Origin of the sequence: Shinella sp., assembly GCF_052438155.1 — a bacterium.
Lineage (GTDB): Bacteria > Pseudomonadota > Alphaproteobacteria > Rhizobiales > Rhizobiaceae > Shinella.
On the sequence record NZ_JBQVPI010000018.1, the window covers coordinates 1 to 12,366 of the forward strand.

Here is a 12,366-nt window from a genome sequence, read left to right on the forward strand (position 1 = left end):
GTTCACGCAAAACACCGATAATCTGCTCTTCCGTAAATCTCTGCTTCTTCATGCGTCCGTCCTTCAATGGGCCGGACGCTAATCAATTCTGGAGGAAATTCGCAGCGGCAGGTCAAACATTGCACCATCAAAGCACGGGATCAAACACCTAGAGCTTCTGACGATGACCTGCCTAGGATTGTAATGGTTTTCGGACCATAGAGCCACCGATGCCTCGGCAGAGAGCCGCCATTCATCGGCGAAGCGGTCGTCGAGATACCTGACAACGAGCTCCCAGTAGACGGTGCTCCACACCGCGTCGATCCTGTTGTTGACCGACGGTCGCGAGCTCACCGCAAGCCAGCCCTTCATGATTTCTTCGAGCAACCCATTGTCCTGTAGTCGTTCCCGGTGGACACGGCCGAGCTCTTCGGATTTCACCACCGATCGGGTGCCGCTCTGCGTCACTCCCCTCAGTTCAGCGAGGGATGCCGCGAGCAGTTCGTTGGGTTTCGCCATGTTGGCCTACGGCGACGGTGGGTGAGTAGTGGACCACTACTTCCGTGCATTGTTGTTGCACTAATTTGAAGCCTTTGGAAAACACTAATATCATGAATTTGAATCACACTAGTTTTACGTCTCTTAACCGCACTAATTTTATGTTTTCGAGTCACTCTAATTTTATGCCTTTGACTCAAACTGAAATTCCGCCTCGCCGAGAACCGTTTCGCAATGCGAGACGAACTCGGTGTTATTGCTGACCACCAATGCGCGACAGATCGATCCGTATCCCGCGCGCGCAGCATCCTGCTCCGCCTCTGGCTGTTCCTCTCTTGCCTTCGTGTCAGCGTCCTCCTCTTCCTCGGCGGCGGTTTTCTCTCTACTTTGCTGCGGTATTTCACCCGGTGTTCCCGGATCCTCCGCCTGAAACACGCTCACGCCCTCGAACTCGCCGGTCTTCCACGCGTAGACCGCATCCTCGAAGATCTGGGGGAAGACGTTCTTGCTCGTGGGGTTGCCATACCATTTCGCAACAATCCTGAGGACCTTGGCGAACATCGCCGTGCCTTTGCGAAGATTTTGGCAGGCATCGACAAGATCGGGTTTCAGATCCGCCGGTTCCTTGACTCCCACTCCCGCCGGAAACTGCGTCAAGCCAACGCAGACGACCGCCTGACCAGCATATTGCCGTACGATCGCTATCGCCTCTTCGGCCGACGTCGCTTTCGGCACGAGGATCAGCGGCCTCCCGATTTGACGGTGATCGCGAGAGGATCAGCCGAACCCGCAGCAGCCACGAACTGCTCGACGATAACCGGCTTGGGGGAAGCGTCTGCGCATACTTTTATCAGGGCGGCGTCGAGCATGGTGTCTCCTTGGCGCTCGGGTGTTGAAGGCAATGACAAGCGGTTTTGCGAAGAGCTTCGCCCATGCGGTGGTAGCGGCGCGCTGGAGGGGACGATGGACGTCCCTTCCGTCCACCAGCCGTTTCCAACTGCAATGATGAAATCCGGGGCGTGCAGCATGAATTGTAGGACAGGTCAAACGATCAGTTGCTCGTAGCAGATCAGCGGTGCAGCCCGGCTGGCGCCGATGGAAACGACCGGATTCGCGAAGAAGTCCGCCCTGGCGCAGCCAATCTCCCCAAACAAGGATCGCCAAGGCTGCCACATCGAACCGGGCACCGGCATGCGTTCGCGATAGAGGGTGCGGCCACCCTTAAGGTTAAAGCGGTTCCTCCAGCCGGAAGAACCAGAACGTGGTGACGGCATCGGCCTGCCCGATCACTTCAGTCAATGTGTCCTTGCCACGGCCAGCGAGATAGGAGGTAAGCCGCGTCGCAGTCAGCTTCGCCGGTATATCGCCTTCACGCGGATTGCGCTGTCCCACGTGAGCGCTGCAGCAAGCGCACGGCTGGCGGGAACGAAAGCCACGCTTACGCTCATGCGGCTGCGGCCACTGTTCGGCTCGCTTTTCAAGGGTTCGTTCTGCCGGCAGGCTCTGGACGTCGATGTAGCGATGGCGTGTTTTATAGCCATTGCTTCGCGCCGGAGGAATTCGCCTGGAAATATCACACACCAGACCCGCCGCATTTTCGCGCCGGCTCTTTTACAGTGTGTTGCTGAGTGCTCGATGTTCAGAACTGTTTGCCTGCTCGCACGGTCGCACCGACGGATTTCTGTCCATCGCCTTCGATGTTGAGCAGGAGGCTCGCTTCGAGCATCCAGAAGTCCGAGGTCTGCATGGCGACGCCGGCGCTGAGGGAGCCGTAGAGGCCCGAGCCGTCGAGACCAGCGTAACCGGCTGTCACACCCAGTTTCGGCGTTATCGTCGCGCCGCTCTCCAGCGTGAAGGACCGCGTGATCTCCGCACCGAGGCTCACCCGGAACTGTTCCGCATCGAAGCCATCGATTGTGAGTTCGTCGCCATCGTCATTGTGCACCGTGTAATCGTCGACCTTTTCGTTGAAGTAGATCGCCCGGAGCTTCGGCGTCAGCACCGTCGCCTCGCCGATCTGCCACTCACCCTTGATCGCCGTGTCGATCATCCAGCGCTGCGTGTCGAACGAGCCGTCCCAAAACGCCGTATCGATATCGTTGGCCGAACCGCCATAGAGCAGGCTTGTATCCCAGAACACGCCCTTGCCGATCTCCAGCGAGGCATAGGGGCCGACGAGCCAACCGTTGCCGGTCAGTTCCGCATCCGCATCGCTCGGATCGGTCATCCGGTCGAGATGGAAGGACAGGCCGATCAGCGCCTTCTCCGAGACCAGATAGTCGGCGCCAAAATTAAGCAACGCGAAGCTACCCCATTTACCGCCGTTCTGGTCACGCTTGTGGGCCAGGAAGGTACCGTCGATCCAGACGTTGAAGGCGGAGGATGACGCATCTTCGACGCCATCGGCCCGGTCGCGGGCCGCGTCCATCTGCGCAAGGCTGGTGGAGAAGCTTGTCGTCATGCCGTCTTCAGAAGGCGTAATGCGGGCGGTCACGGTATCCGTCGCCTGCTCCATCTGCCGCCGTTCCTGAAGACCCGGCACATAGATGCCGTTGGCGATAAGGTCCTGGCGCGTCTCCACGAAGCCCCGCACCAGCGCGTCGATATCCTCGGCGACCTGCTGGGCATCGTGATGGAGATTGTAGGTGATTGTTCCGACATTGGAGGTGCCGAGTGCGCTTTCCAGCCGGTAACCAACCTTCGCCACGCCGGAGAAGGCGGGGTTCGGGCTGAACTGCAGATACCAGCCGACAGGTTCGCTCACCGGCCCCACCTGGGCGACCTGCCCGCGGATGATCTTCGCCGTGCCGGCATTGGCCGGCTCCACGAAGGTCGTCTCGGCCTCCGTGAACGGTCCCCCCGTTGCACCCGCGTTGAGATAGACGTCGGCGGGCGAGCTGCCGGCCGGCACGTCCACCACGCGATCGGGTGCCGTGACCTGACGCGGGCTCACCTTGAGCGAATAGCTCGCCGAGCCCGTTGCGCCGTTGTTGTCCCTGACCGCGATCTTGAAGCTATAGTTGCCTTCGCTTGCCGCATCGAGCGGACCGGTCAGTTCGCCCGTCGAGACATTCAGCACCATGCCCTTCGGCAGCTTGCCGGAGGCAAGGCTGTAGAGCAGCGGCGCCGCGCCACCGGTCGCCTTGATCTGCTGGCTGTAGGCTTCGCCCGCCATCGTCTCGCCAAGGCTGCCTGCGGGCGGCGTGAAGGCAAAGACCACGACCGGCGCCTTGACGAGGATCCTATAGGTGGCCGATCCCGTCGCGCCATAGGCGTCGGTGGCGGTGACGGTGAAGTCGAAGCTGCCAGCCACCGTCGGCGTCCCGCCGATCGTGCCTGCCGCGCCATCCAGCGTGAGGCCTGTCGGCAGCGTTCCCGCCGTGACGGCATAGCTGTAGGGCGCCGTGCCCTTCGAAGCGGTCAGCACGCGGCTATAGGCCTTGCCGACCGTGCCGCCGGGCAGCGTACCGGCTGCCGGCGACAGAACGATCTTCGGAGGCGTCACGGTGACAGTCACGGTCGCCGGCGATGACGTACCGGCCGCATTGGTGGCCGTGTACGTGAACGTGTCCATGCCGGAATAGCCGGCGACGGGCTTGTAGGTGACCGTCTTCTTGGAGGCTGTTGCCGTGCCATGCGAGGCGGCCGTCGCAACAGCAACGGATGTCGCCGCACCACCAGTGATGTTCAGCGCCACCGCCTGGGCCGACGCATTGGCCGCCACCGTCAGCGTTACCGCATTGGCAATCGGGGCCTGTCCACCGATGATGAGGTTGTAGCTTGCCGTTCCCTTGGCACCATAGGTGTCCGTTGCGGTAACGGCAAAGTCGAATCCGCCTGCCACAGTCGGCTTGCCGCCGAGCTTGCCCGTCGCGCCGTCCAGCGTGAGGCCGGCCGGTAGCACTCCCGCCGTGACCGCATAGCTATAGGGCGCGGTACCGTTGCTTGCTGTGAAGGTCTGACCGTAGACCGTGCCGGTCATGCCGGCCGGCAGAGCCCCCGCGGTTGGCGAGAGCGCAAGCGTTGGTGCCGTCACCGTCACGGTGACGGTTGCCGGCGACGACGTGCCGGACGCGTTGGTGGCCGTATAGGTGAAGCTGTCCGTGCCCGAATAGCCGGCAGCCGGCTTGTAGGTGATCTTCTTGCCGGATGCTGTCGCCGTACCGTGCGAAGCGGCCGTCGCAACAGCAACGGATGTCGCCGCTCCGCCGGTGATGTTCAGCGTCACTGCCTTGGCCGACGCATTGGCTGCGATAGTCAGCGTCACCGCATTGGCGATCGGTGCCTGAACGCCGACGGCAAGGCTATAGCTTGCCGTCCCGGTCGCACCATAGGTATCTGTCGCCGTGACATCAAAACTGTAGGCCCCGTCGGTATCGGGCGTTCCCGAGACCTCGCCGCCAGCACTCAGCGTCAGGCCGCTCGGCAGCGCGCCGCTGGTGACGGCATAGCTGTAGGGCGCCGTGCCGTTCAAGGCGGTGAAGGTCTGGCTGTAGGCCGTACCGGCCGTGCCGGCAGGCAGTGCCCCCGCAGTGGGCGAGAGCGCAAGCGTCGGCGCTGTCACCGTCACGGTCACGGTTGCCGGCGACGACGTGCCGGCCGCATTGGTGGCCGTGTAGGTGAAGCTGTCCGTGCCGGAGAAGCCTGCCGTTGGTGTATAGGTGATCGTCGTTCCGGACGCCGTCGCCGTGCCGTGCGAAGCCGCCGTCGCCACCGCGACCGTGCTTGCCGCACCCCCGGTGATGTTCAGCGTCACCGTCTGGGCCGACGCATTGGCCGCCACCGTCAGCGTCACCGCATTGGCGATCGGTACCTGAACACCGACGGCCAGGCTGTAGCTCGCCGTGACTGTGGCGCCATACGTATCGGTCGCCGTGACATCGAAGTTGGAGGTTCCGTCGGTACCGGGCGTCCCGGAGGCGACACCGCCAGCACTCAGCGTCAGGCCACTCGGCAGCGCGCCACTGGTGACAGCATAGCTATAAGGCGCCGTGCCGTTCGACGTTGTGAATGTCTGGCTATAGGCCGTACCGGTCGTGCCGGTGGGCAGCGCACCCGCGGCGGGCGAGAGTGCGAGCGTCGGCATGCCGATCGTCACGGAATAGGCGTTTGAACTCGAATAGGGACCCTGCCCGGTCGAACTGTCCGTTCCCGTTACCGTGAAATTGAATGTGCCGCTGGCCGTCGGCGTGCCCGACAGGACGCCGCTGCTGGGCGAAAGCGTAAGACCTCCAGGCAGAGAACCGGCCGTGACGGCGAAACTATGGGATGCCGTTCCACCGGAAGCCGAAACCGTCTCGCTGTAGGCAATGCCCGTCGTTCCGCCCGGCAGAGCACCTGCCGCAGGCGACAGCACAATCGTTGCCGCATCGACGGTCAGTGCATAGGCCTGGGCACCCGTATAGGGACCCGATGCCGTCGCGCTGTCGGTTGCCGTGACAGTGAAGTTGTAGGTTCCGCCCCCCGTCGACGTGCCCGATATCGTGCCACCGGGATCGAGCACCAGACCGGGTGGCAGCGAGCCTGCCGTGACCGCGAAGGTCACCGGAGCCAGGCCCCCGGTATGGCTCAGTGCCGTACCGTACGGCACGCCAACGCTGGCGTTCGACAGCGTCGCGGGATCGATGGTGATCGTCGGTACGGCAATGGCGATGCTGGCCGAGGCCGTGCTGGTAAAGCTGCCAAGTCCACCCGAACTGTCGGTTGCGGTGATCACGACCGTGGCATTGCCAGCCGTCGTCGGCGTGCCGGAGATAACACCCGCGCTGCTGATCGACAGGCCGTCAGGCAGGCCGCTGGCCGAGAAGTTGGAATAGGGAGCGTTACCGCCGCTGATGCTGACGAAGGCGGCGGCGCTGTTATAGGCCTCGCCGACCGTGCCGGTAGAGGCCGGCAGCGTGACCGAGAAAACGGGATCGTTCACCGGCACAAAGACCTGGCCGACGTTTGAGGTGCCGCCCTGGTTGGTCGCGACGTAGTTGAAGACATCGGTGCCGCGGAAGCCGACGGGCGGCGTGTAGCTGACGAGGCCGGCGCTATCGATGCTGACCGTGGCACCATAGGACGAAGCCCCCACCTGATAACCGGTCGGGTTGTTGGTGGCCTGGGCAGCAAGGCTGAAGGTCGTGGCCGAGCCCGCGTTGTAGACGATTGCCGCCGTCGTCAAGGACGAGACCACCGGCACCGGCGGCAAGACGACCGTCAGCGTCGCCGTCGCATTGGCGTTGTAGGGCCCTGCCCCGAGCGAGCTGTCGGTGATGTTGGCGGTTACCGTGAAGGTGCCGTCGGTCGCCGGCGTACCGCTCACGACACCCCCGCCGCTATCGGTCATGCCTGTCGGCAGGCCGCTGATGCTGTTGACCGTGTAAGCCGCCCTGCCGCCCGAGATCGTCACCGCGGCACTGCCGGTGTTGTAGGCCGTGCCGACGGTGGCCGTGGCCGACGGCAGCGACATCGAAAGCATCGGATTGCCGATCGTCACGGTGACGGTGGCGGGGCTCGACGTGCCGCCGAGATTGGTGGCCGTGAAGGTAAAGCTGTCATTGGCGTTGCGGTAGCCGACTGGCGGGACATAGGTCACCTGGCCGCTGCTGTCGATGCTGACGGAGCCGCCCTGGGCCGTCGTCGCCGAGCCGATCGCATAACTGGTCGGACTGTTGCTCACCTGGCTCGACAGGTTGAACGACACGCTCGCGTTCGAACCGTCATTGTACGGGGCAATCGATCCATAGGTGAAGCTGCTGCCCACCGGCGGCGCGACATAGGTGTACTGGTCGGCTGCGCTCGTCGCACTCGTGCCGCCCACGGTCGTAACGGTAATATCGTATGTGCCTGCCGAATTAGCCGGCGACGTTGCCGTGATCTGCGTGCTGCTGTTGATCGTATAGCTCGCCGTCGTGGCGCCGAACTTTACCGCCCCCGTGCCACTCGCCGCTGCGAAGCCGGTGCCTGTGATGGTAACCGTCGTGCCGCCCGCCGTCGGACCGGCAGTCGGAGACACCGACGTCACCGTCGGTTGGGAAACATAGGTATACTGGTCGGCCGCGCTGGTGGCGCTCGTGCCGCCGACGGTGATGACGCGGATGTCCACCGTGCCCGCCGAACCGGCCGGCGCCGTCGCCGTAATCTGCGTGTGGCTGTTGACGGTAAACCCGGTCGCCGCCGTAGCGCCGAAAGTCACCGCCATGGTACTCGCAAAGCCGGTGCCCGTGATGGTGACCGTCGTGCCACCCGCCGTCGGGCCCGCCGTCGAAGACACCGATGTCACCGTCGGCCGAGAAACATAGGTATACTGATCGGCCGCACTGGTGGCGCTTGTGCCGCCGACGGTGGTGACGGTGATGTCATACGTGCCCGCCGAATTGGCCGGCGCTGTCGCCGTGATCTGCGTGTTGCTGTTGATCGTATAGGTCGCCGTCGTCGCACCGAACTTCACCGCCCCGGTGCCACTCGCAGCCGCGAAGCCGGTGCCCGTGATAATCACCGTCGTCCCACCGCTCGTCGGGCCAGCTGTCGGATATACCGACGTCACCGTCGGCGCCGAAACAAAGGTGTACTGATCCGCTGCAGTCGTTGCACTCGTGCCGCCCGCCGTCGTGACGCGGATGTCCACCGTTCCCGAACCGGCCGGCGCCGTCGCCGTGATCTGCATGCTGCTGTTGATCGTATAGCCGATCGCAGCCGTCCCCCCGAACGTCACTGCCGTCGCACCCGAGAACCCGCTGCCCGTGATCAAAACCGACGTGCCACCTCCCGTCGGACCCGCTGTCGGCGTGACCGACGTTACCGTCGGGGCGGCGATATAAGTGAACTGATTGCCTGTGCCGATGGCGGTCCTGCCAGTAGGGGCGGTTACAAGCACACTGACAGCACCTGCAGTGCCCGCCGGCGCTGTCGCTGTGATCTGCGTGCCGCTGTTGATCGTATACGCGCTCGCCGCAACCCCGCCGAACGTTACACCCGTCGCCTCGGACAGGTTTTCCCCGGTGATGGTGACAACCGTGCCACCCGATACCGGCCCCGTAGCCGGCGAAACCCCGGTGACGTTGAGCGGAACATCCAGGTTGACCGAAATGGCAACGGACTTTGTCGCATCGCAGTTCTCCCCGCCGCCGTAGGACGGGCAGGTGTAGAGCGTAATGGTATCGGTAGCGCCGGCATCGGGGTTCACCGAAATCAGCGTCACCGTGAAGGTATCGGTGGCTGAGAAATCGGACTGGGGACTGTTGGATCTGAAATTGTAAACAGCGTTGGACGTGGATACGAGCGTATCCGCCGCTGGGTATGGAAAGGCTTGCGCATAGCCAGCCCCAGGTCGAGCAATGACATTTTCGCCCGCAACTTTATGCAAACCGCCCCAGAAGGTATAATCGCCATTGTAGTTGATGAAGATATCGCAGCTCGATCCATCGAGCGTCTGCGTATCGTTCACCGCCGAAAAGCTCAGCGTGGACAGGGTGCAGTCCGCAGCCCTGCTCTCTGTCGCCCCCCCCAGGCTGGAGCCGAGAAAGACAGCCATGAAAAGCAGCGCAGCCGACACAAACTGCCCAAGGCGGGGCGCGGACGCCGTGAACAACCTTGCGACAACACGCTGAAATGCCGGAGCCGGATTACGATTGGGAAGCGTTCCCGCTGAGGCAAAAAGGCCGCGAAGAGGTTTGAAGAGACGCGCCAAAATCGCCGAAAACACCAGAAGCCAAGCGTAAATGAGGCGTTCATAGCCACGCTTAGAGATAGCGCCGAGGCCTCCCCAGGCCCCAGTTCCCCATGCCCACATCGAAATCATCCCCCAGCGGCGGCATCGCGCCATCAATAACTCAATAAATCACACCAACCAGCACATGCGCTTCCAGGATTGCTTCTATTCATAGCTGCAACCTTCACGCCCAGCACGCATTGACCCGCACCCTGAATCCGAAAAGCGTCACACCACGACGTCGAATGTTTTGCTCCGGCGCATCTAAGGAACGGAACCCCTGCTGAGCACAGAGCGCTACCGGAATCCCCGAAGGGAGTCTGCGTCCATTTTTGACACGCCGTGAGATTGGATAAAAAAGCGATCCGCGTGAAAAGGCAGCAAGAGCTCACCACCGGTATCCGTGCTCAGTTATCGTGAACGAATGCGACGAGTTAGACAGACGCTACGCTGTCGCCTTGAATTCGCCGCGGCAAATGAGGTGAATTAAGCGTTGCTGGTCATGTTCAGTAGGCTCAGAAATCAACTTTCTGGCGCTTCGGGAGAGGCATCCAACCCATCAGTGCAAATCAAAAGCCGCATTCTCCATTCTAAGCTCTTGGTGGGAATCGAACCAACGATCCCACAACTCGTCACAATGTTCGCCATTATCGCTCCAATGGGAGCCTAGGCCGGATCGACATTCATCGCAGCCAGATCATCGCGGCGACGCGATAGACGAAGCCTTCGAAGTGAATGGTTCTGCGGTCGTAGCGTGTTGCGAAGCGCCGGAAGTGCTTCATTCGGTTGAAGCAGCGTTCAATGCGGTTGCGATGTTTGTAGATGCGTTCATCGTGGGGGATGATGATCTGGCGCGAGCTGTTTGATGGGATCACCGCCTCGGCGCCCATGTCGGCAATGGTTTACAGCAAGGCATTGCCGACATGGGCCTCGTCAGCCAGAACGGCTTCGCCACTCTGGCCCTCCAGAAGAGCCGGCGCTTGCGTGATGTCGCCGAGCTGACCGGCGGTCACGATGAAACGCAATGGTCGGCCCAGCGCATCGGCCAGCAGGTGGATCTTGGTGGTCAGTCCGCCTCGGGAACGCCCCAGCGCCTGATCCTTTGTCCCCCTTTTCCGCAGGCCGCCTGCTGATGGGCACGAACGATCGTGCTGTTGATCATCAGATACAGGTTGTCGCGGTCGGCCGTCAGCGTTTCAAGCACCCGTTCCCAGATGCCGGTATGGCACCAGCGGCTGAAGCGCGTATGCACGGTCTTCCACTTGCCATACCGTTCCGGCAGATCGCACCAATGCGATCCTGAGCGCAGGATCCATAGGCAGCCATTGATAAACAACCGATTATTCAGGCCTGTCCGGCCCGGGATCACCAGCCTTGCCCGGCAACAAAGGCGCAATCCTCGTCTATTGTAAATCGTTCAGTTCATACCGCTTAACCGCCATGCCCAACCCCCGTACTTCAACACAGTGTCCTATGAATCAGCCATCAGGTGATTTGGGAATCCTGAATGTCGACCCGGCCTAAGGTGCTTCGTGCAGAGCTCCCCCGGCCCAGCGCGGTAAACGCCGGACCGAGACTTTACTCCGCGGGTTGCGCGACCGTCATGGCCTCCGCTCTCGCCGATATGACGAGGCCGTTCTGCCCTACCGGGCGCGGGGCCGGTGGCCCGCGACGCGCCATGCGGTGCATGAGAGGCGCGAGCGCCTCGTGGGTTTCCCGGTAGAATTCGAAAACCTCGCCATAGGCGCGATTTCGGCGCATGTCGGGCTCTATGACATGGCTTTCCCGCACCATCCGGCCGGATGCTTCCGGCAGGGAACCGTAGAAACCGGCCCCCACCGCCGCATTGATCGCAGACCCGAAGGCGGTCGCCTCCAGCACTTTGGGTACGGCGATCGGTATGCCGCAAACGTCGGCATGCATCTGCATGAGGAACGGTGTGCGCGTCGCGCCCCCGCAGATCACCATGGTCTCCACCGCGACCGAATGGGTCCGCAGCGTGCGCAGGATGTTTTCCGTACCATAGGCGACCGATTCCACGAGGGCGCGCAACATATGTCCCGGCGTGTGTTTCAGGGTCAGCCCCCAAAGGGCGCCCTGAAGTTCGTAGTCGATATAGGGGTTGCGGTTTCCCTGCCAGAAGTCGAGTGCGACGAGACCGTCGGCACCGATCGGCAGCGCTTCGACCTGCCGCAGCATCTCGCCGTAACTGTCCGGGCCTGCATTGCCGAGACGGCCGATATGATCATGCCACCAGCGGACGATGGAGCCGGAGGAAACCTGGCCTCCTTCCATCACGAGGAGACCCGGCACGACACAATCGGGATGCGGCCCGAAGATGCCGGGTACCTCGACGTCCTGGTCGGTCATCGGCAGGACGAGATGGGAGGACCCGGTGATGAAGGCCGTGCGCCCCGGGCGGCAGACGTCCAGCCCGACCATCGCTACATAGGCATCCGTTCCACCGCAGACGACCAACGTATCGCGCGCCAGCCCCAGGTCTTCGGCAGCGTCCGGCGTGATGTACCCTATCGGCGCGCCGAGCGGCAGGATTTCGTCGGGGAAATGCCCGGTAATCCCGTCAAGACCGGCCTTGTGGAAGAAATCCTCGGGCCAGCCGCCCCGCCGGCCATCATAGAACCAGCGGTTGGTGATGTGATTGAGGCCGAGCGTCAACCGCCCTGTCAGCCTCAGCGCCAGATAGTCCGTCATCTCGACGAACCAGCGGGAGCGCTCATAGACGTCCGGGAGTGTTTCCTTGATCCAGAGGATTTTGGGCAGCATCCATTCCGAACTGACGCCGAGACGCGAGCGGCGCAATGCCGGATGCTTCGTCTCCGTCATGCGCCGCGCCTGCTGGGCAGCGCGGTTGTCCATCCAGAGAATGGCGGGCATGGTCGGCTGTAGACCATGGTCGAGCGCGACCAGCGTACTCGACGTGCCGTCGGCGGAGATCGCCCGGATATCGGCGATGGAAACCCCGGCCTCGCGCACCGCCTGCCGAACCGCCAGACAGGCCGCGCACCACCAGTCGACAGGTGTCTGCTCCGCCCAGCCGGGGCGTGGAAAGGTCGTCGCATAGTCGTGGGTTGCCATGGCGATAACGTTCCCCTCGGCGTCGACGACGATCGCGCGAGCCCCGCCTGTACCGCCGTCCAGCCCGATGAAATAGGCTTTCCTCCCGAGCGCCATCC

At 62.6% G+C, this 12,366-nt stretch carries 4 protein-coding genes and 3 pseudogenes; all 7 read right to left on the reverse strand.

What is annotated here, in order from left to right; translation table 11 throughout:
* Positions 1–78: 78 nt before the first annotated feature.
* Positions 79–498 (reverse strand): hypothetical protein, encoded by a 420-nt coding sequence (locus tag ACT6VE_RS24780; protein ID WP_444801015.1) that lies wholly within the window; start codon positions 496–498, stop codon positions 79–81.
* 232 nt (positions 499–730) lie between these two features.
* A pseudogene (locus ACT6VE_RS24785) lies at positions 731–1,346 on the reverse strand (TraH family protein).
* 19 nt (positions 1,347–1,365) lie between these two features.
* Positions 1,366–1,697: pseudogene (locus ACT6VE_RS24790) on the reverse strand (nitrilase-related carbon-nitrogen hydrolase); the annotation flags it as partial.
* Between the two features lie 7 nt (positions 1,698–1,704).
* The gene (locus ACT6VE_RS24795; protein WP_444801016.1) at positions 1,705–1,869 is read right to left on the reverse strand and encodes a hypothetical protein; all 165 of its coding nucleotides are present in this window, start codon (positions 1,867–1,869) and stop codon (positions 1,705–1,707) included.
* Positions 1,870–2,116: 247 nt separating this feature from the next.
* Positions 2,117–8,995, reverse strand: a complete 6,879-nt coding sequence (locus tag ACT6VE_RS24800) for a putative Ig domain-containing protein (protein ID WP_444801017.1) — start codon at positions 8,993–8,995, stop codon at positions 2,117–2,119.
* Between the two features lie 860 nt (positions 8,996–9,855).
* Positions 9,856–10,569 (reverse strand): annotated as a pseudogene (locus ACT6VE_RS24805) (IS5 family transposase).
* Between the two features lie 181 nt (positions 10,570–10,750).
* Positions 10,751–12,364 carry an FGGY-family carbohydrate kinase gene (locus tag ACT6VE_RS24810; protein ID WP_444801018.1) on the reverse strand — a complete coding sequence of 538 codons (1,614 nt, stop codon included), beginning with the start codon at positions 12,362–12,364 and terminating at the stop codon, positions 10,751–10,753.
* Between the last annotated feature and the right edge of the window lie 2 nt (positions 12,365–12,366).

Coding starts and splice junctions, on each gene's coding strand:
- ACT6VE_RS24780 (WP_444801015.1), bottom strand. CDS start 498: ATGGCGAAACCCAACGAACTGCTCGCGGCATCCCTCGCTGAACTGAGG.
- ACT6VE_RS24800 (WP_444801017.1), bottom strand. CDS start 8,995: ATGGCTGTCTTTCTCGGCTCCAGCCTGGGGGGGGCGACAGAGAGCAGG.
- ACT6VE_RS24810 (WP_444801018.1), bottom strand. CDS start 12,364: ATGGCGCTCGGGAGGAAAGCCTATTTCATCGGGCTGGACGGCGGTACA.